This window comes from Cupriavidus sp. 05T313 (genome assembly GCF_056396665.1).
Map to the genome: position 1 here is coordinate 1 of NZ_JBFTLX010000096.1, position 25,076 is coordinate 25,076.

Genomic DNA, 25,076 nt, shown 5'->3' on the forward strand with positions numbered 1-25,076 from the left:
TCCTGATCCTGTTCCTCTTTATCCTGACGCTGGAAGAATCCGGCTACCTGCCGCGCGCAGCCTTCCTGCTCGACCGGCTGATGATGGGCGCGGGCTTGTCCGGCCGTTCCTTTATCCCGCTGCTGTCGAGCTTTGCCTGCGCGATTCCCGGCATCATGGCCACGCGCACCATCCAGGACCCGCGCGACCGCCTCGCGACCATCCTGGTGGCGCCGCTGATGACCTGCTCCGCGCGCCTGCCCGTATACGCGCTGCTGATAGGCGCCTTCATCCCGGCGCGCACGGTGATGGGGCTGTTCAACCTGCAGGGACTGGTGCTGTTTGCGCTCTATGTGGCGGGCATCGTGAGCGCGCTGGTGGTGGCCTATGTGCTGAAGTATTTCCGCCGCGACCGCACCGACCACCCGCTGCTGATGGAGCTGCCCTCGTACCGCATCCCCAATGCGCGCGACGTGGCGATCGGCCTGTGGGAGCGTGCCCGTATCTTCCTGTCCCGCGTGGGCAAGGTGATCCTGACGCTGACSGTGCTGCTGTGGTTCCTGGCCACCTTCCCGTCGCCGCCGGACGGCGCCACCGCCCCGGCCATCGACTACAGCTTCGCCGGCATGATCGGCCGCGGGCTGGAGCATGTCTTCGCGCCGGTGGGCTTCAACTGGCAGATCTGCATTGCGCTGGTACCCGGCCTGGCCGCGCGCGAAGTCGCCGTGGGCGCGCTGGCCACCGTCTATGCCCTGTCGGGCAGCGAGGACGCCATGGCCAGCCAGCTGGCGCCGATGATCGCYGCGCAATGGTCGCTCGCCACCGCGCTGTCGCTGCTGGCGTGGTTCGTGTTCGCGCCGCAGTGCATCTCCACGCTGGCGGTGATCCGGCGCGAGACCGGCTCCTGGAAGGTAATGGCGGCCTCGACCGCCTACCTGGCGGGGCTGGGCTACGTGGCAGCCTTTGCCACATACCGCATCGCCCTGATGTTCAGCTAACCAGCAGCACCCAGTCATGAACCTCTACCACGCCGCCGAAACCCTGCTCGTACCGTTGATCGTGCTGGTCTGCGCGCTCTCCGTGCTGGCGCGCTACGCGCCGCGCACGCGCGAGCGGGTCAAGGCGTGGCTGGCGGCGAGCCTGSGCGGCAGCGCCGCCAACGGCTGGCGCCAGCGCGCCGTGGCATGGCTGGCACCGCAGGCCGCGGCCGGCTGCGCCAGCGGCTGCGACAGCGGCGGGTGCAATACCTGCGACTCCAGCACGGCGCAGGGCGAGCATCCGGCGCCCGGCAAACAGGCCGGCGAGCAGGTCATCCGTTTCGTGGCCAAGCGCTGAAATACCCTCAAGACCCATCGCGAACCCTCTTGCCGGTCCACGCAGAAACGGGTACGCCCTGGGTTCGCCGGGGCTGAATCCCGGCTTTTCCCGCCTCCTTTCCCCCTCCCCCTGCGCCGTCTTTCTCTACCCGCCAGGAAGCCTGGGCCAGGCAGTCTCCACGATGTTGCGCCAAGGTCCAGGCTCTCATGCACGAGCAGTTGCCGGATTCCCACCGCGTTACGGTATTTTCCCGAATGCCAGGCCAACCTCTGCTTGCTTGTGCAGTGCGCCGGCAATGACAACGACGCCCGGCAGATAAGCATGCCGGGCGCCGCGTCAAAGCCGAGAAGGCGTACAGGAAGACCTGGCCCTCGTATCAGATCACCGTTCCCGGAATCGTGATTGAGATCGGCTGCAACTCGGGGCCTGCCGTGCAGGTTGCCGTCACGGAGAAGTCGCCAAGCGCCAGGGGCGTCACTACGATCTGCGCGGCATCGACGCCAGGCCCGAACGTCACGTTTGCGCTGCTGGTCCAGCTCCAGCCGGTGCAGTTGAGGGACGGGCTTGCCGCACCGAAGAACATCAGCTTGGCGCTGACTGGAATGGGCACCGGCAGCGACAGCAGCAGCTTCAGGGGCTGCGGCCCGCTATACACCAGCGCCCATTTCGGCTGCTCCGTCACCGTCAGGCTGGCCTTGGGCGTACTGGATATCTTGGAACTTGCAGCCGTCACCAGCAACTGGCTCTGCACGGTGGGCTTGCCAATCACGATATTGCTGCTCACCACGGCTTGCCGCGTGGCCGGAGTCGCGGAGACGGACAGTGTCGGGGAAGCGATCGCATAGCTCCAGGTGCCGTCGAAGTCCGCGGTGGAATCATGTGAGTCGCTGCGGATCACGCGGGCGCCAAAGGTCTGCGGATAGCCATTGAGCACGGTCAGCGTACTGATCGGCGTCCCCCCCTGCGACAGTTCGAGCTGGTACGTGTAGCTGGTGTTCTTCTGCACCGTCACCAGCATTTGCCCGCTGACAGGACTGCCGTTGGGCGCGGTGACCGACACGGTGACCGTGCCGACCGCTTCGGTCGTATCAGAGCTGTTGACCCCCTTGAGCGAAGCCGAGTTCTGCGTGGCACTGACTTGCACGTTGGAAATCGAACTGGCCCAGGCCCAGTCATGCACGGCCGCGCTGACGTCGTTGCCGTTGCCATCGACCAGCTTCGCCGTGACTGGCTGCACCTGGCCGTCGACCAGCGACAGGACCGGATTCGACAACGCCAGGTTGTAGCTGACGGTGCCCGGCTCCACGGTCACCGTCGCGGTCTGTGCGGGCAACTGCGTGGTGGTGTTGTCGGCCGCCTTGACGCTGGCGACCACCTGGATGGTGGCCGTACCCACCGCCACGCCCGTCACGGTGGCGCTGCCGCTTGCAGCGGCGGCAGGGACCACGGTGGCCACTGTATCGACTGACGAAGTCCAGGCAAAGGCGGTGGACGAGGTCACGTCCGTGCCCTTGCTGTCCACCACCGAGGCTGACATCGAAATGCTGCGTCCCACGCCCACCTGTCCCGAGGTCATCGTGAGCGTTACCGAGTATTTCAGCGGTGTCGTATCGGCCGCGGTGCTCGCCGTGCTGGGCGCGGCTGAATTTCCGCCGCCGCCCCCGCCACCGCAACCCGCCACCAGCAATGCCATGGCGCCACAGGCCAGCCATGCTGGCCACCTCTYGGTGTTTGTCATGATGTCTCCCCCGTATGGCGTCCTGTCCGCGGGCCATGCCGAACAAGGCAAAGGCGCAGGTGCCGAATCTCGTTTTCCGGACGCGCCAGCTGGGAAAATGGCGGAATCTCTGGTCACGTCGCTTACCAGACTAGTCAGGATGCGCGGACTGCTGTACCAGCCATACGGTTGAGGGTTCGAGGCTTATGTGCGGCAGCGCTCATCCCCGCGCCGCCATCCGTCAGGGTGAAATGCGAAACGCGCACCTTTGCGGCTCAGGCCCGAAGACGACGCGGCGGCGCCCTTGACGCCCGCGCGTCAACTCGACTACTCTTGCCAGATGCTTGCCGCTTCGCTGGCGACAGGCATGCAACGCAAGTGATCAGCGCAACCACGGAAGCCGCGCCATCCGGACCGCTTCCCGCACCGCACGCAATGCACCAAGCCACCTGCTCCCACCGCCAGGCCGCCGATGCTTCCAGCATCGCCGCAGCCGTGCGCGTGCCGGCAGCAGGCCGTGTGCCGGGCACCGCTCCGGCGCTATCGGCGCCGCATCTCTCCTCCTCGCTACTGCTAGACCTACCGATCGGTTGCCGGGCCTAGTGCCTCGTGGCAGTTCGGCAGCCTCGCGCCACCCTTTTTCCGCCATTGCGCTTTAGCGCTCTGGCCTATTGTGTCTTGCATCTTCCCGCGAGGAAGGAGAACCGTCATGATGTTGTGCAACCCCGCCGCCAAGTACCGCCCCGCCATCGCCGTCGAAATCGCCGACCGCACCTGGCCCGACCAGCGCATCACGCGCGCGCCGATCTGGATGAGCACCGATCTGCGCGATGGCAACCAGGCCCTGATCGAGCCGATGAACCCGCAGCGCAAGCTCCGTTTCTTCGAGCAACTGGTGAAGATCGGCCTGAAGCAGATCGAGGTGGCGTTCCCCTCGGCATCGCAGACCGATTTCGATTTCGTGCGAATGCTGATCGAGGAAGACCGCATTCCGGATGACGTGACCATCGTGGTGCTGACGCAGGCGCGCGAGGACCTGATCCGCCGTACCATCGATTCCGTGCGCGGCGCGGCTCGCGCCGTGGTGCATCTCTACAATCCCATCGCTCCCGCGTTTCGCCGCATCGTGTTCGGTGCCAGCCGCGAGGAGGTCAAGGAGATCGCCCTGGAGGGCACGCGGCTGATCAAGGCGTTGACCGATGCCATGCCCGAGACGGCATGGAGCTACGAATACTCGCCGGAAACCTTCAGCATGACCGAACTGGATTTCTCGCTCGAGGTCTGCGATGCGGTGTCCGCGATCTGGCAACCGAGCGCTGCGCGCCCCCTGATCCTGAACCTGCCGACCACGGTGGAATGCAGCACGCCCAATATCTTCGCCGACCAGGTCGAATGGATGCACCGCCATCTCGCAAGGCGCGCTGACATCGTGCTGTCGGTCCATCCGCACAATGACCGCGGTACCGCCGTGGCKGCCGCCGAGCTGGCCGTGATGGCCGGCGCGGATCGCGTGGAAGGTTGCCTGTTTGGCAACGGCGAGCGTACCGGCAATGTGGACCTGGTCACGCTGGCGCTGAATCTCTACACGCAGGGCGTGGACCCTGCGCTCGATTTTTCCGATATCGACGAAGTGCGCCACTGCGTGGAGCATTGCAACCAGCTCCCGGTGCATCCGCGGCACCCCTATGTGGGCGACCTCGTCTTCACCGCGTTCTCGGGCTCGCACCAGGACGCGATCCGCAAAGGCTTCGCCCAGCAAAAGCCTGACGAGATCTGGGAAGTGCCCTACCTGCCGATCGACCCGGCCGACCTTGGCCGCAGCTACGACGCGGTGATCCGCGTCAACAGCCAGTCCGGCAAGGGCGGCATGGCCTACCTGCTGGAACAGGTGCATGGCATCTATATGCCGCGGCGCCTGCAGATCGAGTTCAGCCGCGCGGTGCAGGCAATGACCGACGAAAGCGGGCTCGAAGCCAGCGCCGACGACCTCTACGGCTTGTTCCAGCGCGAGTATCTCGAACACGCCGCGCCGTTGCGCTATGTGGGCCACCAGATGGTGTCCGATAGCGAAGGCCAGGTGGAGATCGAAGTGGCATTGCTGCGCGACGGCGAGTCCGTCAGCGTGCGCGGCCGGGGTAACGGCCCGATCGATGCGTTCGTCGGCGCCTTCGCCGGCGCGCTCGATGCGCCGGTACGTGTGATGGATTACCACGAGCACGCGCTGTCGTCCGGCGCTAATGCCGCCGCGGCTTGCTATGTGGAAGTGCGTGTTGGCGATTCCGCCACCGGCTTCGGCGCCGGCATCGATGCCAATATTGTCACGGCGTCGCTCAAGGCTGTGGTGTCCGGCGTGAACCGCCACCTGCGCGCCACCAGTCAGTCGCAACGCGAGGAAGCCCTGGCCGGCTGAGGTCCACCGAGGAAAAACCGGTGTGCCCCGCCCCCACGGGGCACACCCGGAAAGACGCCCTTGGCGGGACGCCCACGACATGCTCGTTGCTTGACTGTGTGCACAGCGTAAGGGGCGCCGGTGCCGGTTGCCACGAATATTTGCGCATGTCCTTAGAACCCCGGAGCGCGATTGGAAATGCGAAAGTCCGGCGGCTTGCCCACGATCCCGCCTGACAACCAGACAGYGGCTGTGGCGACGCTGCGACGCACATGCACACGCGCGCCGCCGATGCAGTGCTTCTTGCTTTCGGTCAAGGCTTGGCTGGGAACCCTACGCCACACTGAGCGTGAAGTTTCCCTACTACACGAGCCAACCATCATGAAGAAGCGTCTGTCCACCCGCCTTTCCACAACCGTTGTTGCTGCCATCGCCCTGCTYGGCAGCGTTGCCGCGGCGCCCGCCATGGCAGCGTCCGACGAAACCCAGGGCAACTGGATGGTGCGCCTGCGCGCCACCTATCTGGACATGGCCGACAAGTCGGACCCGATCGGCGGCGTTGGCGCATCGGACCGCATCACCGTCAACAACAAGTGGATCCCGGAACTCGACGTCACCTACTTCTTCACACCACACATCGCCGCGGAACTGGTGCTGACCGTGCCGCAGAAGCAGAACGTCTACCTCGATGGCAACAAGATCGGTTCCTTCACCCACCTGCCGCCGACGCTGCTGGTGCAATATCACTTCATCCCCAACGGTACCTTCCGCCCCTATGTGGGCGCGGGCCTGAACTTCACGCGGATCTGGGGCGCCGACATTGCCAACAACTCGCTATCGCTCGACAGCTGGAGCGTGGCGCCTGCCTTGCAGATCGGCATGGACTACAAGCTCACCAAGAACTGGTTCCTCAATGCCGACATCAAGAAGGTGTGGCTGTCGAGCGACGTCAAGGCGGCCGGCGTCAAGGTCTCGAACGTGAGCCTGGATCCGTGGCTGTTCAGCATGGGTGTGGGCTACCGCTTCTAAACACCTCGAACACATCGAACACATCGAGCCCTTCGGACGCCTCGGACGCCTCGGACGCTTTAACCGGGCTTCCAGGCGCGCGCGGCAGATCCCCCGTCAGGCCCTCGCCTGACGGGGGATCTGCCGCAATGCATCGCGATTCAAGCCGTAGAAGCGCGCGACCACGGCCATCTCGGAGCCGGCGCTGAGCAGCGCTTGCGCCGACCGCCGGCGGTGCAAGACCTGCGGGATGTTGGCGAGGAAGACGCTCGTCACCTCCGGGTCGAATTGCGTGCCTGACCCAGCCGAGACGATGGATAGCGCATCGTCGTCCGTCATGCAGGGGCGATAGCAACGCGCCTCGGTCATCGCGTCAAAGGCATCGGCAACCGCCACGATGCGAGCTGCCAGCGGGATCTCCTGGCCGGCCAGCCCACACGGATAGCCCGTGCCGTCAAAGCGCTCATGGTGGTGATGCGCGACCTGCGATGCGAGCCGCATCAGGGCATTCGAACTACCCGCAAGTAGGTTCGCGCCGATCTCGGCGTGGCGCTCGATCACCTGTCTCTCTTCGGGAAGCAACTTGCCGGGCTTGAGCAGCACGGCGTCCGGGATGGCGAGCTTGCCGACGTCGTGCGCCGGCGTGGCGAGCCGAATGCGCTCGCACTCCTCGGCACGCAGTCCGACCATTTCCGCAAGGCCGGCCGCAATCGTCGCGGTGCGAACCAGATGGCCAGAGGCATGCGGATAACGCAAGCAGCCTGCCAGCGTCAGGCTGGCCAGCGTGACGACCGCATGGTGGTTCGTAGTCATAGTTCTGAAGTGGTGCAGATCGCAACGGCACCGGCATGGCCAGGTGGATGCCATGCCGGGCAATCGCGGCATTCGCCGCATGACGGCGAATGGCATCTGGCAAAGCGCGAGATTCTATGCCTGGACTGGCATATCGCCAATAGGCAATAGCCGGTTATCGCCAGGGATCCGGTGAAACACGCGTGGCGGGCCAACGGCGCGGTGAGCGGGAACAGGGAATGCGATGGACCGCCAGTGCGAACGTACGCCAGCTCGCACGTCGATGAGAGCGCGGCACAAGAAGAAAGGCCCCGCATCACGGGGCCCCCTTGCATTGCAGCTTTCCCGAAGAAGCCCGCCTAGCGGAACGCCGGTTCGTCRAAGCTRCGCAGCTTGCGCGAGTGCAATTGTTCGGCACCACCTTCGCGCAGGATACGAATCGCTTCCAGCCCGATCGACATATGCTGGCTCACCCGCTGCCGGTAGAACGCATTCGCCATGCCCCGCAGCTTGAGCTCACCGTGCAGCGGCTTGTCGGACACGCACAGCAGCGTGCCGTATGGCACCCGCAGGCGGAAGCCGTTGGCCGCGACCGTGGCGCTCTCCATGTCGATGGCGATGGCACGTGACTGGTTGAAGCGGGCGTACAGCGCCTTGGACTTCAGCTCCCAGTTGCGGTCGTCGGTGGAAACCACCGTGCCGGTGCGCATGCGGGTTTTCATTTCATTGCCGGACAAGCCCGTCACTCGCACCACGGCCTCCTGCAGCGCGACCTGGATTTCGGCGATGGGAGGTACCGGTACCCACGGCGGCAGGTCATGATCGAGCACGTGATCGTCGCGCACATAGGCGTGCGCCAGCACGTAGTCGCCCAGTTGCTGCGAGCGGCGCAGGCCGCCGCAGTGGCCGACCATCAGCCAGCAGTGCGGACGCAGCACGGCAAGGTGGTCGGTCATGGTCTTGGCGTTGGACGGGCCCACGCCGATATTGACCAGCGTGACACCGAGCTTGTCCTCGCGCACCAGGTGATAGGCGGGCATCTGCGGCAGCGCGCGCGGACGCTGGGCGTCGTCGGGCTCGGCCGCGCCGCGCTCCTGGATCACGTCGCCGGGTTCGACGAAGCGCACGTAGCCATCGGCGCCCTGCGCATCTTCGGCCCCCATCAGCGAGCGGCCGAGCGCGATGAATTCATCGACGTAGCGCTGGTAGTTGGTGAACAGCACGAAGCGCTGGAAGTGCTGTGGCGCGGTGCCGGTGTAGTGGTAGAGACGCTGCAGCGCCAGGTCCACGCGCTCGCCGGGGAACATCGAGAGCGGCCAGGCCTCGCCCGCCACCGGCTCATAGGTACCGTTGGCGATGGCATCGTCGATGCGGCTCAGCTCGGGCAGCACGAAGGAGGCTTCCAGCTCGCGCGCCTGGGTGTAGCTGATGTCCGTGGTGGAGGCTTCGATGACGAAGGGCAGCGGGATCGGGCGCCGGCTCACGCCGACCACCACGGGCACGCGGTGGTAGCGTATCAGGCGCTCGATCTGGTCCCGGTAGTAGTCCGCCAGCAGTTCGGGCCGGGTGACCGTGGTGCCGTACACGCCGGGGTAGGCGACCGTGCCCCAGGATGGGCGGCTGTCGGTGACCATGGTTTCGAGATTGACCGAGATGCCGAGGTAGGGGTAACAGGCATGTGCCGCTGACGGCAGTGGCTGTCCCTTGGCAAAGGCATCGAAGCGCGCGCGGATGGCGCCGACCGAGGCATCGTAGATTTCACGGATGCGGGCCAGCGCGGCATCGGCATCGCTGAACTCGGCCAGCTGATCGGCCGGATGGGCGGAAGAGAAGATCGAGGCATTCATGGTGTCCATGATACCCCGCCACAGCATGGTAGCAACATGGCCTGTCGCAAATTGACGGGCCTGCGCGCGCTCGCTACACTGCCAGCAGTCTTTCGCGGCCTCGGGCCGCACTCGCCTCGAGACGCCCCCCCACAAGAAGGGCAGCGCCGAGTTGCAGTATGTGCTTGCATGGGGAGCCCTGATGGAAATCCGCAATCTGCTGCCAGAAGAAACCGAGGCAGCCAGACAACTCCTTGCGGCCAACGGGTGGGCACACCGGGTCGCCAATACGGAACGCTTCGCCCGCCTGATCGCCAACTCGCAACGGGTGGTGGTGGCGGTGGATAACGGTGAAGTCGTAGGTTTCGCGCGTGCCTTGTGCGACGACATCTCCAACGGCTATCTGTCGATGGTCGCGGTGGCACCGAGCCATCGCCGGCGCGGCATCGGGCGCGCCCTGGTGCGCCAGATCGTCGGCAACGATCCCGACATCACCTGGGTGCTACGCGCCGGACGCTCGTCCGAGGCGGCCTTCTTCGGCCAGCTAGGCTTCGTGCCTTCGCTGGTGGCCATGGAGCGCCGGCGCACCTGAGTGGCGCAAGGCGGCCGCCAAACACCTCACACGCAACGCCATGGCTTCTTCCACCGGTTGGTTTCATTGGGCATTGCTGTCGGCTGTTTTCGCCGCGCTGACGGCGATCTTTGCCAAGATCGGGCTTGAGGGCATTAATTCCGACCTCGCCACCCTGGTGCGCACCGCGGTGATCATCGTGGTGCTGAGCATCTTCGTGGTRCTGACGGGCAAGTGGAGCAACCCGCTCGCGCTGCCGCCCCGGACCTGGATCTTCCTGGTCCTGTCGGGACTGGCCACCGGYGCCTCSTGGRTSTGCTACTTCCGGGCACTGAAGATCGGCGATGCCTCGAAGGTGGCGCCGGTGGACAAGCTCAGCCTGCTGCTGGTGGCGGTGTTCGCCGTGATCTTCCTCGGCGAACGCCCCAGCCTGCGCGAGTGGGCCGGCATCGCTCTGGTGGGCGCCGGCGTGCTGGTGCTCGGGTTCAAGCGCTGAGCGGCGCCCGCGCCGCCCGGATTCCTCACCGGTCCGCGGCGCCGGCACGAAGATACGACAGCACCGGTGCCAGTTGCGGCAGCGCCGGCGCCTGCTGACAGGCGAGTGCACCAGCACACCACGGATAGGGCAGCCGCGCCAGCCAGCCGTCGAGCACGGGTTGCGCGGTGTCGGAGGGCAATACTTCCATGGCCTCGATCACGATGGCGAGGGCTTGCACGCGCGGCTTGCCCGGCCCGGAGAATTCCCATGCGTAGCTGCCGCAGCCCACACGTACGCCGCCGGTGGCCTTGTCGGTCATGCCGACCAGCCAGTCGCAGGCATAGCGCTGCGCATCCGCTGCGGGCTGGGCTTCGGCCAGGCAAAACGTGTAGACATTGTCGTAGCTCTGGCCAAAGCGCCGCACCAGCACATCGCTGATGGCGGCCAGGCCTTCGCTGCGCGCGGGGAAGGCGATGGCCGCGGACTTGACCGTCATCTCCAGCGTGGCATCGGCGGCGAAGGCCTGCGCCATCAGGTGGGGACGGTTTTCGTCCTTGGCGCGGATATAGGTGCGGATCAGCGCCTGGGGGTCGAGGGAGCCGGGAAGTCCCGAAGCGGCGGTTGCGTTCATGCTGTGCCTTGCGTACGTCCGCGCATGGCCGTGGGCCGGGGCGTGGCGAAAGTTGAGTGGGTGCCGGCATGGTAGCCCGTCTGTGGCGCCCGGGGCGCTGCGGCCCTGCCGCCAGCAAGGTTGACCTAGGGCGCGCCCCGCCCCATCCAACACATCCGATGCGCAGCGCCTAGCCCGGCAAGCTGCYGTATGCGGTTGGCTGCCAGGCCATGCCGTGCAGGTGGATCGCACGGCAAGGCGGCACGCATGGCTTACTCGGGCTGGATGTTCGCGGCCTTGATGATGCGGCCCCACTTGGCCGATTCCTGCGTCTGGAACCTCGCCAGTTCCGCCGGCGTGCTGGTGAACACTTCAGTACCGGTGGACTGGTAGAAATTGGCCGCGGTGTCACTCCTGGCGGCCTTTACCATCAGCGCGTTGAGCTTGTCCACCACCGGCTGCGGCGTTTTGGCCGGCGCGTAGGCGGCGAACCAGTAGCTCATCTCATAACCCTTGACGCCCGCCTCGTCGATGGTCGGCACATTGGGCGCAAGCGGCGAGCGGGTCTTGCCCGACACGCCCAGCGCCTTGAGCTTGCCGCTCTTGACCTGGGGTAGTCCGGTGGCGGTATCGGTGATCATCATCTGGATCTGGTTGCCCAGCAGATCCGTGACCGCGAGCGGATTGCTCTTGTAGGGCACGTGCAGCAATTGCACATGCGCCATCTGCTGGAACAGCTCGCCCGCGATACGCGAGGACGAGCTGCCGCTGCCGAAACTGAGCTTGCCCGGCTCCTTCCTGGCCAGCGCGATGAAGTCTCCCACGCTATTGACCGGCAACTGCGGGTTGACCACCATGATCTGGCCGCCACGGCCCAGTGCTGTCACCGGAACGTAGTCCTTGACCGGATCGTAAGGCAGCTTCTTGAACAGGTGCTCGTTGGCCGCATGCGTAGTGTTGCTGGTGATCAGCACGGTATAGCCGTCGGGGCTGGCCTTGGCCACGTCGCTGGCGGCGATAAAGCCGTTGGCGCCGGGCTTGTTGTCGACCACCACCGTTACCTTGGCATCCAGCGTGATGGCCTGGCCGATCGCGCGGGCTAGCTGGTCCGTCGCGCTGCCGGCGGCGAAAGGCACCACGAAGCGGATCGGCTTGTYCGGGAACTCCGCGTGCGCCGGGCCGGCCAGCAGCACGAGCGCGGCGGCGGCGATGCCGGTGACCGCCTTCAGGACGGAAGCGGGCTTGGTGTATGCGGACATCTTGGGTCTCCTGTTCGAATCTCGAATCGTTTTGATTTGTGATACGTGGTTTGTGGTTTGTCGCTTGYGGTCTGGATCCGGCGTTTCAGCCGGCGCCGGCCAGGCGCGGGGGCAAGGGAATTTCCAGTTGCAGCAGCAGGAAGGACAGCGCCTTGCCGTGCGTGTCCAGGTTGAGTGCATCGTTGACGCCGCCGTCGAGCACGCCGTCGATGACGAAGTTCATCGCCTGCAGCGAGGGCACCAGGTAGCGTCTGACCGCAGACGGCCGCCGGTAGCTGAACAGTGCCGCCACGGCGTCTTCGGTGACATGGGCGGCGAGATGGTCGAAGTCGCGCGGGTCGTAGGCGATCACGCTGATATTGGAGCGATCGCCCTTGTCGCCCGTGCGTCCGTGCGCAAGCTGATAAAGCGCGATGGTGGCTGCAGCGGCAGCCGGCGTGGCGGTATTGGAGGTGGTGGCGTTCATGGCAGCAGAGTGTGGCTTGCGGTGACGGCGCTGCGCGGCACCAGGCAGGACATGGCATTCAGGCGCGCGCGCAGCGCGGTGCGCACGCCACCGCCGCCGGCGGGTCCGCAGGTATAGAGCGCATTGACCTCGCGCAGCAGCGTTTCCGCCACGGACTTGTCCTCATGCGCCAGCGCGGCGCGCAGACGCACGTCCCGCGCCTGCGCCTCGCCGGCTTGCGGCTGTTGCAGCAGGCGGCCGCCATCGTCGGCGAACACGCTCAGCACGCCGATCAGGTCGAAGCGGATCGGCGCCGCGTGGCCCAGCAGGTCCATGCGCTTGCGCACGATCTCCGCAGCCAGGCGCGCGCGCGCCGCGGCGTTGGGGCCGGCGTACGAAATCTCGCCTTCGGCGATCCAGCCGCCTTCGTAGAACAGGTTGGCCTTGAGTTGTCCGGGCCGCTCGCGGCCGCGCACATTGCGCACGGCCACGCGGTCGGGGCCGACCTGCTCGACCGTGGCCGCGCTGATATCGGCGATCACGTCGGGCGTGAGATAGGCGGCAGGGTCATGCACCTCGTACAGCAACTGTTCCTTGACCGTGCGCAGGTCCACGCAGCCGCCGGTATCCGCCGCCTTGCCCACCTCGATATTGCCGTCTTCATCCAGGCGCACGATGGGATAGCCGACGGCGTGCACATCCGGCACGTCCTTCATGCCGGGATCGGCGAAATAGCCGCCGGTGACTTGCGCCCCGCATTCGAGCAGGTGGCCTGCCATGGTGGCGCGCGCCAGGCGATCCCAGTCCTGCCATGACCAGCCGAAATGCGCCATGGCCGGGCCGACCGCCAGGGCGGGATCGGCCACGCGGCCGCACACCACCACCTGCGCGCCGGCGGCCAGCGCATCGGCAATGCCCTGCGCCCCGATGTAGGCGTTGGCGCAAACGAAGCGCGCCTCGGGAAAATCAGGGCCGACGATCTGGCGCAGGACGGCGCGGCCGGCCTCGTGCGAAAGATCGTCGCCCTCCACCACCGCCACCCGCGGCGGCGCCAGGCCAAGCTCCGCCGCCAGTGCGCCCACGCGCTGCGCGGCGGCATGCGGATTGGCCGCGCCGAAATTGCCGACGATGGGAATGCCATTGGCCAGGCACAGCCCCAGCACGGGCGCCAGCAGCGCGTCGAGCAGCGGTTCATAGCCATGGGCGGGGTTGCCGCGGCGCGCCAGCTGGGCCAGCGCCAGCGTGCGCTCGGCCAGCGTCTCGAACATCAGCACGGCCGGACCGCCCGCTGCGATCAGGGACCGCACCACGGGCAGGGCGGCGTCGGTGCGGTCGCCGGAGAAGCCGGCGCCTGAGCCAATCAGCAGAGGAGCGGTCATAGGATGGAAGCCCGTTGATGGCCTGAGAAAAGCTTGGGTGATGAAGAAGTACGAGCCCCGATGAGCACGTCCGATGAAGTCATTCTAGACGTGTCATCCTCAACTAAAAAATGGATAATTTGGATTAATCTATCGTTTTTTCAGCTGAATTGGGCGCCTGCCAATGAACCTCTCGGTCAAACACCTGCGCGCCTTCGTGGCCTTGGTCACGCACCGCAACTTCACGCGCGCCGCGCAGGCCTGCCACCTGTCGCAATCGGCCTTCAGCGCACTTATCCAGACGCTGGAGGAACAGGCCGGTACGCGGCTGTTCGAGCGCACCACGCGGCATGTGGAACTGAGCGTGGAAGGCCGGCGCTTCGAGGAAGTGGCCACGCGCCTGCTGGCGGATTTCGAGACCGCCTTCGCGGAACTGCGCGACCACGCCGAACGCCGCAAGGGGCGGGTTTCGATTGCAGCGCTGCCCTCATTGGCCGCGGGCGACCTGCCGCCGATCCTCGCGGCCTTCCACCAGCGCTATCCCGGCATTGCCATCGAGCTGTTCGACCTGCTGGCGGACGGCTGCATCGACCTGGTACGGCGAGGCCGCGCGGACTTCGCGCTGGCGCCCGCCCCGGCGCAGGACGGCGACCTGCGCATCGAGCCCCTGGTGACGGACAGCTTCCACCTGGTTTGCCCGGCGGACCATCCGCTGGCGCGCCGCCGGCGGGTGGCCCCGCAAGCGCTTGCGGGCCTGCCCTTTATCCAGCTCTCGCGTACCAGCAGCGTGCGCCAGCACCTGGACGCCGCGCTCCATCCGCTCAAGCTTAACGGGGTGATGGAAGTAGAACACCTCGCCACCGTAGCCGCACTGGTAGCGGCGGGGCTCGGCGTGACGGTGRTGCCCGCGCTGGCGCTGTTCCAGTTCCAGCAAGAAAGCCTGGCGATCCGGCCCCTGCAATTACCCTCCCTGGTACGCGAGATATGCCTGGTGCGGCTGAAAGAGAGAGGAGACTCGGTAGCGGCAGCGGCGATGATTGAAGCCTTGCAAGCGCATTTCAGGAAAGGCGGAAGCGGCTAGGCTGCAGCGACGATGCTCTAACGGCAACAGCCTGGCCAAGACCAAAGGCGAATGTGGAACTCGCGCCTGACAAGCAAAGCCTGACGGACCGAAGCAACGCAGAGAAAAGCGCCACCGCCAGATCAACGACCTGGTGTAGCCGTGTGGAGCGCCCCCAAGGGCGGGCCGCACCAACCCGCGATGCGAAGCGAGCCGTCAAGGTGTACCAGGCCGTATGGGGCGCCTCGTCGGCAGGCAAAAAGAGCGGAAAAGAGGGACCCATGTTTGAGTATCGCCTTAAGGCGATGCGAGTTTGGGTCCCGACCACTCGGCAACGCTAGCGTCATCGACCATAGGCTGATTAGGTTCGGTAGCAAAATACCCCGGCGCAATGGCATTGACAGTCACACCATCCCGCCCGAGATCCGCCGCCATTGCCCGGGTAAGCGCATCCAGCCCCCCCTTGGTAGCGGGATAGAGCACGTCATTGGCACGCGCCACCTGCCCCGCGATCGAGCTGACATTGACAATGCGTCCATAGCCGCCGCGCCGCATCAGTTGCGCGGCGTGCCGGCACAAGGCATACGGCGCCACCAGGTTGGTCTCCAGCATCTCGCGCAGATCCGCCGCGTCCAGATGCGCCATATTGCTGCGCTTGCGCGCGCCGGCGTTGTTGACCAGGATATCGAGGCGGCCGTGCACGGCGTCGACGTGGGCAAAGGCAGCGTCGACCGCCGCTTCGTCGGTAATGTCTAGCACCAGTGGCTCGGCGCTGCCGCCGTGCCGGGCGAGCTCGGCCGCGGCGGCATGCACGCGCTCGGCATTGCGCGCCGCAACGATCACGTGCGCGCCGGCTTGCGAAAGGGCGGCGGCAATCGCCAGGCCCAGGCCTTGCGCGCCGCCGGTGACCAGCGCCACGCGGCCTTGCAGGGAAAAAAGTGAGGTAGCCATCCGGCGACTATACCGCAGCGCGCCGGCGGGGCGCTGCGGCCGGACCCTTCGCTCAGCGGATCAGTTTGCCCGTCGACGACACGATCGACATCTCCACGAATGACGACCCGGTATGCCGCGTCGGGCTATAGCTGATCAGGATCCCGCCCAGGTCAAAGTCGCGCAGGCTCTCCAGCGCGCCGACCAGCCGCTCGCGGGTCAGATCCGGCCCCGCGCGACGCAAGCCCTCCACCAGCACCTTGGCCGACATAAAGCCCTCCATGCCGGCATTGCTGGGCTCCACGCCTTGCTGCCGGGCCTGGCTGCGATATTCGCTGGCAATGCTCATCTGGCTGGAATTGGTGCCCGGCACCACCTGCGTGATGATCAGCCCGCGCGCGTCCTCGCCCAGCTCCTTGATGAAGGAATCGGCCGCGTTGTTGGACAGCGTGACGAACTGCGCCTGGCTGCCGCCGCGGCGCAGTTCCTTGATCAGGCGCGCGGCCTCGGAGCCTGAGCCGATCACCAGCACGGCCTGCGGATTCGCCTTGTTGATGGCGGTGACGCCAGCCTGGATATCGCCCATTGGGCGGGCAAACGAGGCGCTTGCGGCAGGCTGTACGCCGCGCGCCTGCAGCGCGGTGCTGAAGCCCTCGAACACGTCCTGGCCAAAGCCGTCATTGGCGTAGAAGATGGCGATGCGGGTCATGCCCGTGGTGGCAAGATGGTTGATCGCGCGGGCGACTTCATCCTGGTATTTGGCGCGCACGTTGAATACGTAGCGGCTGACCGGACGATGCAGCGTGATGGCGCCGGTAAGCGGTGCCACCAGCGGCACCTTCTCGGCCTGGATGATGGGCAGGATGCTTTCGTTCTGCGGCGTGCCGCGCACCATGAAGAGCGCGAACACCTTGTCCTCCTGGACCAGCTTGCGCACATTGTCGGGGGTGCGCTTGGCATCGAAGCCGTCGTCGTAGGTCACCAGCTCGATCCGGCGGCCTCCCACGCCGCCGTTGGCGTTGACCGTCTTCAGGTAGACCTGCGCCCCGGCGATCTGCTCCTTGACCGAGCCCGCCACCGGCCCTGTCACGCCGGCCGACTGCCCGATCCGGATCGCGGTCTTGCTGACCCCCGGCTCCGCCTGCGCCACCGGCGCGCCCAATCCCAGCGCCGCGGCCAGCAGGCCGCACGCGATCCATTTTGTTTTCATCTCCGACCCCTCGTTCGCTTACGAATCTTTTGCTTTGTCATGCGCGCCACGAATGGGCGCGGCGACAAGCAAATTACCTCAAAGCGGCGCCATTCTGCAAATCGCTGTTGCAAAAGTCATCACAGCGGCATCGAACGGCAGCTCGGGAAGGAATCGGGTATGGCAGGGAAAAGCAGGGTCGGAGCGCACAAGGGCAGGCGGCCCGCAGGCCGCCATGCCCCCGCATTGGCCGGTCCCCGTTCAGGGGAAGGCGGGTATGGCCGGGTCCATCCCGGCGAAGCGGGCTTCCGGATGGGACTGTTGCAGCAGCGCTTCGATTTCCTCAACGCGGCCACGCGGTACGTCCACCATCAGCAGGATCTTGCCTTCCTCAATGTCTTTCTCGAAGGTCTTGTGCCGGCTGTTGGGCGCTGAGCAGCCGATCATGCTGGACGCCCAGGCGCCGAACACCGCGCCGAGCACTGCCAGCACACCGACCAGGCCCCATTGCGGGGTCTCGCTGACGATGGGAAACAGGGCGACCAGTGCCCCGGCCACGATGCCGATGCCGCCGCCAACCATCAGGCCCATTTCCGCAGCATGCACGATGTCGGAAGTCTGGAACAGGTTGGCTTCATGCAGGCCAGTCATATCGGCGCCATCGCGCGCGATGAAGTGGATATGACTGTTCTCGACGCGAGCCAGCAGCAGATCGTCCATGGTGCGGCGGGCGCTCGCCAGATCGGGCAACAACCAGAAGATGCGTTTGCGCATGACTCTCTCCTCGCTTCAGGCCGTTTCGCGGCCATTTCGGGTCATCCCGGCAGCGGTGTGCATGCGGAGTCGCCTTCACGCAGTCACGGAAAACATGGAGGTGGAGGTGCATCCGTATCCGCCCAGGGGACGGGGTAACTCATTTGTACGCCAGTCGCGCGGCAAGCGCAAGGCGATGACCACGGCATGCCTACCGCGCATCACGTGGCGTCTCATCCGTCGAATTCGCGCATGTCACCAGCCCTCAGAAAGTGATTGGCAGGCGCACCGTGACCTGCAGATCCGGGGTATCGCGCGTCAGTCCCGCGCCGACCGATACATTCAGCGTATAGCGGCTGTTGAAGCGATACGAATAACCCACCAGCAAGGTGCCCTGCGTGATGCGCACCGAGCCGGGCACGGTCTGGCCATTTTGCTTGGTCGGCCAGATGATGCTCTGGTCGTAGCCGATACTGAACGACGCATGCTCGTTGAGCGACAGGCCCATGCCGAAGTTAAAGCCAAAGATATCGCCCGGCGCGATCTTGCCGAGATTCTCCTGCTGCCCGTTGAGCACGGTGCGGCTGACATTGTCCCGCGCGAAGTTGTGCAGGTAGCTGAAGGTACCGAAGAACACCGCCGGATCCGTGGGCAGCAGCCACGTAATGCCCGGCTGTATCGCCTGGAAGCCGGTGCCGGTGGGCAGCCCGAGCGGCAAGCCCGTGCCGGTTGTATTGCCCACGCAACGTGTCACGCAGTCGGTCACGACGTCGAAGGGGCTTTTGCCGGTATTGGACTTGTAGCGCAGCCAGCCGATGAAGTACGGCATTTTCTCGTTGCCGTAGTTGAGCTGGTAGCGCACGGTGGCTTCCACGTCGCCCAGGCCCTGGCCACTGGCATTAAAGACGTTGTCGACCGCTGTGCCGGTAAAGACTTCGCGGCTGATGGTGGAGCCCGAGGTCTGCACGTAGGGCACCTTGACCTCGAGTTCGAGCCGCTTGGTCACGCCATAGCGCAGCGCAGCCTGCTCGATATAGGTTGAGGTCTTGACCTCGCGGACATCGATCAGCCCGATCAGGATGGCGGGAATGATCGTGTAGCCGACCAGCGCCACACGGTTGTTCGACGAATAGCCATACTGAAAGCTCGGCTCGAGCACGAACTTGCCCGCGGGCGTGAGTACGCCAGGCTGGTCGAAAATCGGTGCAATCGCAGGTGGAGCGGTGTCGGCCTCGGGCGGTTTGCCCACCGGCTGCTCGTCGCCGGCCTGCGCAACCTGGCTGTCGGCTGCTGGCTGTGCCGGCGTTGCGCCTTGCTGCGCCTGCGTGGCGCCTTCCTGCGGCACATTGGCGGTATTAGGCAGGGCTTGCGTGCCTGCCGCGCCGGCGGCGGCCGCCGCGGCATTGGTGGCGGTGTCGCCGGGTGTCACGCCGCCGGTGCCTGGCGCGCGCTGGCCGCCGCGCTTTCTCGCCAGCACTTCGGGACCCAGCACACTGCGCAACTCGCGGATGGTGGCCTCTTGTTCCGCCATTGCCCGCTTCATCTGCTCCAGTGTCGCGGCCTGCTCTGTCACCTCGCGCTTGAGCGCATCCAGCTTCGCCGCCGTTGGTCCCTCGTCAGGCGGGGTCTGGCCGTGTGCCATCCCGCCCAGCAACAGCAATGTCGAGCACCCTGCCTGCCGGATGCCGCGCAGCGACTTTTTATTCATTTCGCCTTCCTCCCCCGGACGGCGGACTGCTTCGTACAGGAGTCCGCAACCTGCTTAACGCATACTGCCCCTCTCGTTGCACGTACTACCAATCGCCTGCAGGTATTCAGTGCCGGCTCGCGGCACTCTGCAATGCACTGTTCAATGCTGAATTAGCCACCTGGGCGCGGAATGCCTGCAGGGTGTTCACGCCTGCATTGATGGTCACCAGGTTCTGGATCGACTGGTTGTTCAGCGAGTTTTGAATCACCGTGGCAGGTGTGCCTGCCAGCATGCTGGAGGCGACGCTATTGCCCGGCCCGTTTTGTATCAGGCTTAGTGCGCCGTTGGTTGTCACCACGGCGCCACCCGCCGCTATCGCCGTGGCAGGCAGGCTGGTCACCGATGCGCCCGGACTGCCGGTCGCGCTGGCGCTGGTGCCTGTACTGCTACTGCTGCTTCCCGTGCTGCTGCTGCCATTCGCGCCGGTCGCGGTTACCGGGTTGCCGGCCAGCGCGTTGTTCACGGCTGCGCTGGCCATGGCCGCCGCACCTGCAGCCCCACCGAGCGCCGTGGCCAGGCGGCTGGCCTGGTCGGCGGTGATGCGGCTCACATCGGGAATAGTAAGGCTGGTTGCCACCACCAGGGCACCGTTGATGTACACGGCGCGTTCGATACCGAACGAAACTTGCAAGCCGGCGCCCACGTCGAACCCGCCACGCAAATCGTCAAGCCGCTCTTGCGCGACCGGCTTCCAACTCGCCATGGTGCTGCGCGCGGCATGTGTGGGCGATGTTCCGACAGCCGCCAGCGTCACGGCAGGCGTTGCCGGGGCAGCGGCGCCGGCTGCATCTGGCGACTGGCTCGCGGCGGCGAAACCGCCCCGCAGGTCTTCCAGCCGTTCCGACGCTACCGGCTTCGGCGCGCCCGCGCTGCTGCGTACCGCAAGCCGGCGAGGCGCGCTGGCGGCGGCCAGGACGGGATTGCCGGTTTCGGCCTGCCGCTCCACCGGCGGCGCCAAGTCGGCAGCATCGGGGGCATCGGCCGCGCCGAGGGTGGCGCGGCCATCTGCCGGACGGTCAGCCGGCTCCGCCACGGCGAGGGGGTCTTGCGAGACCGGCGTCCGGCCGGCCATGCTGCCAAGTGCCGCAGCCAGGTAAGGGTTGTGGGTTTCCGCCTGCATTGCGGGCGGTGCCGTGAAGCCGGCAGGGTCGGTCGCACCGAGCGTGCCGAGCGCCTCGATCCCCGTGCCTTCGTCGGCCCGCACCGGCCCGGCGCAGGCAAGGCCCGCGCCGAGCAACATGACGGCAGTGGCCGAACCGGCGCTACTGCGGCGATGCTGCGCGGACTTTGAGGATGTCTGGAACATGGTACGTTCCTTAGAAGTCGCTACCGCCATGCGAAGGCATGACGGTGAAGAACAGACTATCCCGGTTGATACCCATCGAATAAGGGCCGCTCGGCGCTACACGCCAGTCGGCCGCCAGGTTGAAGCGAGCGGATTCCTCGCGGTTGTGGATGACGAACAGCAACTGGCTGTCCCAGATCCGCTCAAAGTGCTCACGCGACAGCGCGCGCGTGCCAAGCGCCGGGTCGCCGACCAGCACACGGTCGCCGTGCACCCCCTTGACCACGACAAAATGGTGATACCCGTTCTCCACCACCAGTACGATGGCGGGGATCTGGGTTTCCTCCAGCTTGGACAGGGGCAATTCATAGCCATCGGCAAGAAAGCCGCGCGACTCCAGGAAGCGCTTCATGTCCAGCAGCGAGAACCCCTCCTGCCGGATCTTGGCCTGGTCGCCGTTGACATACATGTTCTGGAACACCGTCTGCTCACTGACCGGAAAGCCATACTGGTAAGTGAGCAGCGTTGCTACCGCGGCAGAGCCGCAACTGAAGTCGTATTGCTGGCGGATGGTGGTCTTGTACCGTGCCTCCTTGAGGCTGGTCACCCGCACGTTGTAGTAGTTTCCGCCATCGCCTGGCACGTATATGTAGTCGGCCCACGCCACGGACACGCCGGCCGAAGCCAGCAAGAGCGTAGCCTGCAGAAGCAGCTTTCGCAGCATCATGGCTTGAACTGGATATTGACGATGGTAGCGTTCTGGATCAGCACGTTGGCGCCCGAGTTCTGGATGACAGTGGGCAGACCCGCGGCGCTGGCGAAAGAGCCTTCGGCAATGCTGTTGGAGCCGCTGATCATGCGGTTCACGCTGTTATCCGCCACGGTGCCGCCGAGGCGCATGTCGTTGACCACCAGTTCGGATCCGCCGCGGATACCTTCGAGCTTGTCGCTGGCGACGGGTTTGCCGAGATCGGCAAAGATGCCGCGCCGAGCGCCACCCACCACGGCAGCGGGAGTCTGATCCGGCGCCGCCGCGCTGGTGTTCATGGCGGTTCCGGTGTTGGCCGCAGGCACTGCGGCTGATGGCCCGGCGGGCTGCGGCCCGGCAAAGGCTTGCAGGCCAGGCCAGACCAGGATTGCTGTCGTGACCAGGGTGACAGCGGAGCGGACCGATCGCATGTTGGTGTCTCCTTCAGCCTCTTGCGTGCCGTCCCCATCCAGACGATCACACCGGAAGCGAGTGGACGCTTCGTCGAATGGGCACCCCGGCAGCGCACGATGCGCCGGGATGCCCTGAGTTGCCGGAGTCAAGCTGTGCCGGCGGGACGTGCGCGCGGGCCATCCACCCGCAGCGCACGCCACCACCACGCACGCGCCTTACTTGCCGACCGCCAGGTTGGCCTGGACGTTGACGCTTTGTTGCACCAGCGAAGCGAAGCCGCTGTTTTGGTTGGCGATCATGATGCCCGCTGCCGACTGACCGACGCTGGTCATGGTGTTGGACATATTGAAGGTGCCAGCATCGACGTAGTTGGTGCCGCCGGCGCCGCCAGCTCCACCCACTGCGCCATTGCCGGTACCGCCAGTGCCGCCATTGCCCACGCCGCCAGCGCCACCGGCGCCGGAAGCCGCGCCAACCGCGCCAGCGCCTGCCGTTGCGCTGCCGTTGGTGGCCTGGGTGGTAGCACTGCCGTTGGCTGCGCTGCCGCCGCCGCCGCCGCTACCGGCCAGGCTGGTTTGGGTACCACCCGCGCCACCCGTGCCGGTGCCTGCGCCGCCGGAAGCCGTTGCCGCGCCGCCTGTGCCCGCACCACCTGCACCGCCAAGCCCGGTACCGGCACCGCCGGTCGGGCTGGATGCGCCGGATGTCGCCGCACCGCCTGCACCGCCGGTCGCGGTACCTGCGCCTGCCGTGGCTGTGGTCGTGCCGCCAGTGCCGGCACCGCCTGCACCTGCCGTGCTACTGCCACCGCCGCCACCGGCGCCAAAGCCCCAGCGGCCACCGTTGCCGCCGCTGCCGGCAGCCGATCCGCTGCTGCCGCCCTTGCCGGCACTCAGGCTGCCGGCGCTACCGCCGGCGGCACCTGCGCTGCCGCCCTTGCCGGAGCCTGCGAGGCTGGCACCCAGCGAGTCGCCGCCGGAGCCCTTGGCACTGCCGCCGCGGGCACCCACGCCGACGCTGGCGCTAAGCGCATCGCCGCCAGAGCCCTTGCCGTTGCCGCCGTCTCCGGCCCAGCCGATGGCCTTGCCGCCATTGCCGCCGTCACCAGCATTGGCGCTGCCGTTGCTGGCAGCACCCGCGGTGGCGCTACCGTTGCTAGCGGAACCGCCGCTACCGCCGCTGCCGCCGTTGCCGCTGTTGCCACCGTTGCCGCCAGAGCCACCGTAGCCGGCGCCGCCATGACCGGAACCGCCCTTGCCACCGGCGCCGCCATTGGCGTTACCGTTGTTGGTGGCGACATTGCCGATGTTGCCAATCGAAATGCCGCTCACCGAGCCCGAGAGCTTGCTGATGGCAATTGCCTTGCTGGTATTGAAGGAGTTGGTGAAAGCGGCGTTGGCCGTGCCGCCGTTGTTCGCGCCGGCATTGCCATAGCCTTCATCGAAAGTGACCCGGCCCCGGTTATCGGCGTTGTTCTTGGTTGTGGTATTGGTGGTGTTCCTGGTAGAAGTTTTGGTGGATGTCCTCGAGTGATAGCTGTTGTCTTGCGAGGCCGATGAGTTTTCGTTCGCCGCCGCGCCGCCGCCGGACTGGGTGGAAGTTGCAGTGGCTGTCTGCGTGGTACTGCGCGTTTCCTCGCCATTGTTGTTCGTCGGGTTAGCCATCGCCTGACCGCCTGCCCCAAGGGCCAAAGCAATCGCCGACGCAAGTAAGGTCTTTTTCATACAAAGCTCCCAGGAGAATTTCACAGCGGCTCAGCCTCTCGCCAGCGCTCGGGGAGAACGATGGCTGGAGGCCCGGGTCCGGCACTCGGCCAAACCAGCCTCTCTTTCCGCATAATCGGTGCCAGGCAAATGTCTCAAACTTGTAAACCCTTGCAATACAAGGGCTACAAAGGCATGCCCTCAACCTTTATCTGGCTTGCAGAGGACGCGCGGCGGTGCCGCCGCTGTGAACCGCACACGACATGTCACATGGCTGTGACAAGGCCCGACGCGCTACATGGCAGAGAGTTCCCCATGGCAGCGAAAACTCCGCCTGCTATCAGGCCTTTAGCGCGGTTCCCAAGGAAAACCCTAGGTTGCCCATGCTGTATCACGAGTGAAACACACGTCCCGCCGGTGCACTGGTCGTCGCTCGTCGCCACGTTCCCTACTTCGGATGAGACGCTGCGTGATAGCCCCGCGCGTCCGCCCCGGCGCGGTGGAAAGAAGACATTGCGAGGGATCAACACGCCGAATGCTGCATATCCGCTGCATGCACGCAACGCCCCAGGGCCATTCGGGGATCGAATAACGCACAACTGGCGACATGACTAGGCTCTATGTCTGATTTAAAGTACATTAAGGCTATCTGAGACTTGTCACCTATTCGCAAGGGAAACCATGAGTGAAGCCGTCGTTCCCCTGTATCACCAGATTTACGTGGTACTACGCCAACAGATTGTGGAAGGCCGTTTCGGTCAAGGCCCTTTGCCGGGCGAAATCGACCTCGCCAAGCAGTTTCACGCATCGCGCGTGACCATGCGCCGCGTCTTCGACCGCCTGGTGCAGGAAGGCCTGGTACGCCGCCATCGCGGCCTAGGCACATTCGTCAATCCGCACCCGATCAAGCCGGTTACGGTCGGCGACCGCCCCGGCAGCCTGCTCGACAACATCATCGACATGGGGCAGAAAACCTCGGTCAAGGTGATATCGATCGACGACGTCCACGCCACCCCGGAAGTCGCCGACGCGCTCGGGCTGCAACCAGGCGACCCGGTGGTCAAGGTGGTGCGCGTGCGCCACTATGGCAGCCGCCCGCTATCGCATATCACCACCTATCTTCCGGCCGACCTGGGGCGCGGCCTCAATCGCAAGGATCTCGAAAGCACGCCGATGCTGCGCCTGCTCGAAGGCTCGGGCGTGCAGCTGGGGCGCGCCAGCCAGACGCTGTCGGCCCGGCTGGCCGACGTGGTGGTAGCGCCATTGCTTGACGTGCCCGTGGGCGGCGCGCTGCTGGCGGTGCGCCGCGTGGTGCTGGACAAGGCTGGCCGCCCGGTGCAGTTCCTGCTCGGCCAATACCGGCCGGACCGCTATGAATACCGCATGGAGCTCTCCCCCGCGGGCGGCGACAGCGCCAATGTCTGGGTGGAAAGCGAAGCGCGAACAGGGCTGCGCGAGTAAGAAAAGCGAGCGATACTGCACGCTCACGATCTTT

Annotated in this window: 23 protein-coding genes; 8 read left to right on the forward strand and 15 right to left on the reverse strand. The window is 65.8% G+C overall.

Translation table 11 applies throughout. The features are described 5' to 3' along the window. Both AC1DKD_RS20635 and AC1DKD_RS20640 read left to right on the forward strand, forming a co-directional pair. A partial coding sequence (locus AC1DKD_RS20635; RefSeq protein WP_477143647.1) for a nucleoside recognition domain-containing protein occupies positions 1-977 on the forward strand: 977 nt, incomplete at its 5' end. A 16-nt stretch (positions 978-993) separates the two neighbouring features. Then, positions 994-1,314 (forward strand): DUF6587 family protein, encoded by a 321-nt coding sequence (locus AC1DKD_RS20640; RefSeq protein ID WP_477143648.1) that lies wholly within the window; start codon positions 994-996, stop codon positions 1,312-1,314. A 358-nt stretch (positions 1,315-1,672) separates the two neighbouring features. Here AC1DKD_RS20640 and AC1DKD_RS20645 read toward each other — a convergent pair whose 3' ends face one another. Further along, on the reverse strand, positions 1,673-3,034 hold the full coding sequence (locus AC1DKD_RS20645) for a hypothetical protein (RefSeq protein ID WP_477143649.1): 1,362 nt from the start codon (positions 3,032-3,034) through the stop codon (positions 1,673-1,675). A gap of 691 nt (positions 3,035-3,725) precedes the next feature. On the opposite strand from AC1DKD_RS20645, the gene leuA reads away from it, so the two are divergent. Together leuA and AC1DKD_RS20655 are read left to right on the forward strand one after the other, a co-directional pair. Further along, the gene (gene leuA, locus AC1DKD_RS20650; RefSeq protein ID WP_441636556.1) at positions 3,726-5,423 is read left to right on the forward strand and encodes a 2-isopropylmalate synthase; all 1,698 of its coding nucleotides are present in this window, start codon (positions 3,726-3,728) and stop codon (positions 5,421-5,423) included. 360 nt (positions 5,424-5,783) lie between these two features. Then, positions 5,784-6,431 (forward strand): OmpW/AlkL family protein, encoded by a 648-nt coding sequence (locus AC1DKD_RS20655; protein ID WP_441636552.1) that lies wholly within the window; start codon positions 5,784-5,786, stop codon positions 6,429-6,431. 96 nt (positions 6,432-6,527) lie between these two features. On the opposite strand, the gene AC1DKD_RS20660 is transcribed toward AC1DKD_RS20655, so the two are convergent. Continuing rightward, positions 6,528-7,277, reverse strand: coding sequence for an HD-GYP domain-containing protein (locus AC1DKD_RS20660; RefSeq protein WP_477103630.1), 750 nt, complete (start codon positions 7,275-7,277; stop codon positions 6,528-6,530). 284 nt (positions 7,278-7,561) lie between these two features. After that, entirely contained in the window at positions 7,562-9,058 is a 1,497-nt protein-coding gene (locus AC1DKD_RS20665; protein WP_152561723.1) for an AMP nucleosidase, read from the reverse strand. Between the two features lie 172 nt (positions 9,059-9,230). On the opposite strand from AC1DKD_RS20665, the gene AC1DKD_RS20670 reads away from it, so the two are divergent. Both AC1DKD_RS20670 and AC1DKD_RS20675 read left to right on the forward strand, forming a co-directional pair. Further along, entirely contained in the window at positions 9,231-9,620 is a 390-nt protein-coding gene (locus tag AC1DKD_RS20670; RefSeq protein ID WP_035862606.1) for a GNAT family N-acetyltransferase, read from the forward strand. A gap of 40 nt (positions 9,621-9,660) precedes the next feature. Next, positions 9,661-10,095 (forward strand): EamA family transporter, encoded by a 435-nt coding sequence (locus AC1DKD_RS20675; RefSeq protein ID WP_477143650.1) that lies wholly within the window; start codon positions 9,661-9,663, stop codon positions 10,093-10,095. A 25-nt stretch (positions 10,096-10,120) separates the two neighbouring features. Here AC1DKD_RS20675 and AC1DKD_RS20680 read toward each other — a convergent pair whose 3' ends face one another. The 4 genes from AC1DKD_RS20680 to AC1DKD_RS20695 form a co-directional block, all read right to left on the reverse strand. After that, positions 10,121-10,708: a hypothetical protein gene (locus AC1DKD_RS20680; RefSeq protein ID WP_441636547.1), complete on the reverse strand. Its 588-nt coding sequence runs from the start codon at positions 10,706-10,708 to the stop codon at positions 10,121-10,123. A 251-nt stretch (positions 10,709-10,959) separates the two neighbouring features. Further along, positions 10,960-11,946 (reverse strand): Bug family tripartite tricarboxylate transporter substrate binding protein, encoded by a 987-nt coding sequence (locus AC1DKD_RS20685; RefSeq protein ID WP_477143651.1) that lies wholly within the window; start codon positions 11,944-11,946, stop codon positions 10,960-10,962. Positions 11,947-12,031: 85 nt separating this feature from the next. Next, complete coding sequence (locus AC1DKD_RS20690; RefSeq protein ID WP_441636544.1) at positions 12,032-12,412, reverse strand: AtuA-related protein; 381 nt, start codon at positions 12,410-12,412, stop codon at positions 12,032-12,034. Next, positions 12,409-13,770, reverse strand: coding sequence for an acyclic terpene utilization AtuA family protein (locus tag AC1DKD_RS20695; protein WP_441636542.1), 1,362 nt, complete (start codon positions 13,768-13,770; stop codon positions 12,409-12,411). Before AC1DKD_RS20695 ends, AC1DKD_RS20690 begins: the two co-directional genes overlap by 4 nt. Before the next feature lie 163 nt (positions 13,771-13,933). Here AC1DKD_RS20695 and AC1DKD_RS20700 point away from each other — a divergent pair, with 163 nt between their 5' ends. After that, complete coding sequence (locus AC1DKD_RS20700) at positions 13,934-14,830, forward strand: LysR family transcriptional regulator (protein WP_477143652.1); 897 nt, start codon at positions 13,934-13,936, stop codon at positions 14,828-14,830. Between the two features lie 276 nt (positions 14,831-15,106). On the opposite strand, the gene AC1DKD_RS20705 is transcribed toward AC1DKD_RS20700, so the two are convergent. From AC1DKD_RS20705 to AC1DKD_RS20740, 8 genes are all read right to left on the reverse strand, one after another. Continuing rightward, on the reverse strand, positions 15,107-15,760 hold the full coding sequence (locus AC1DKD_RS20705; RefSeq protein WP_477143653.1) for an SDR family oxidoreductase: 654 nt from the start codon (positions 15,758-15,760) through the stop codon (positions 15,107-15,109). Positions 15,761-15,812: 52 nt separating this feature from the next. Further along, positions 15,813-16,949, reverse strand: a complete 1,137-nt coding sequence (locus AC1DKD_RS20710; RefSeq protein WP_441626080.1) for an ABC transporter substrate-binding protein — start codon at positions 16,947-16,949, stop codon at positions 15,813-15,815. Positions 16,950-17,189: 240 nt separating this feature from the next. Continuing rightward, positions 17,190-17,702 carry a DUF1269 domain-containing protein gene (locus tag AC1DKD_RS20715; protein WP_441626082.1) on the reverse strand — a complete coding sequence of 171 codons (513 nt, stop codon included), beginning with the start codon at positions 17,700-17,702 and terminating at the stop codon, positions 17,190-17,192. Positions 17,703-17,946: 244 nt separating this feature from the next. Beyond that, on the reverse strand, positions 17,947-19,389 hold the full coding sequence (locus AC1DKD_RS20720) for an acetate kinase (RefSeq protein ID WP_477102850.1): 1,443 nt from the start codon (positions 19,387-19,389) through the stop codon (positions 17,947-17,949). A gap of 106 nt (positions 19,390-19,495) precedes the next feature. After that, positions 19,496-20,737, reverse strand: a complete 1,242-nt coding sequence (locus tag AC1DKD_RS20725; RefSeq protein WP_441626086.1) for a hypothetical protein — start codon at positions 20,735-20,737, stop codon at positions 19,496-19,498. Positions 20,738-20,747: 10 nt separating this feature from the next. Continuing rightward, the gene (locus tag AC1DKD_RS20730; protein ID WP_045236394.1) at positions 20,748-21,443 is read right to left on the reverse strand and encodes a C39 family peptidase; all 696 of its coding nucleotides are present in this window, start codon (positions 21,441-21,443) and stop codon (positions 20,748-20,750) included. Next, positions 21,440-21,895, reverse strand: a complete 456-nt coding sequence (locus AC1DKD_RS20735) for a hypothetical protein (RefSeq protein WP_441626088.1) — start codon at positions 21,893-21,895, stop codon at positions 21,440-21,442. The genes AC1DKD_RS20730 and AC1DKD_RS20735 overlap by 4 nt, the downstream gene beginning before the upstream one ends. A gap of 198 nt (positions 21,896-22,093) precedes the next feature. Continuing rightward, a complete protein-coding gene (locus AC1DKD_RS20740) occupies positions 22,094-23,602 on the reverse strand; it encodes a hypothetical protein (protein WP_441626090.1) in 1,509 nt (502 codons plus the stop codon). Positions 23,603-24,262: 660 nt separating this feature from the next. On the opposite strand from AC1DKD_RS20740, the gene AC1DKD_RS20745 reads away from it, so the two are divergent. Then, positions 24,263-25,042, forward strand: coding sequence for a GntR family transcriptional regulator (locus AC1DKD_RS20745; protein ID WP_441626092.1), 780 nt, complete (start codon positions 24,263-24,265; stop codon positions 25,040-25,042). The last annotated feature ends 34 nt before the right edge of the window (positions 25,043-25,076 follow it).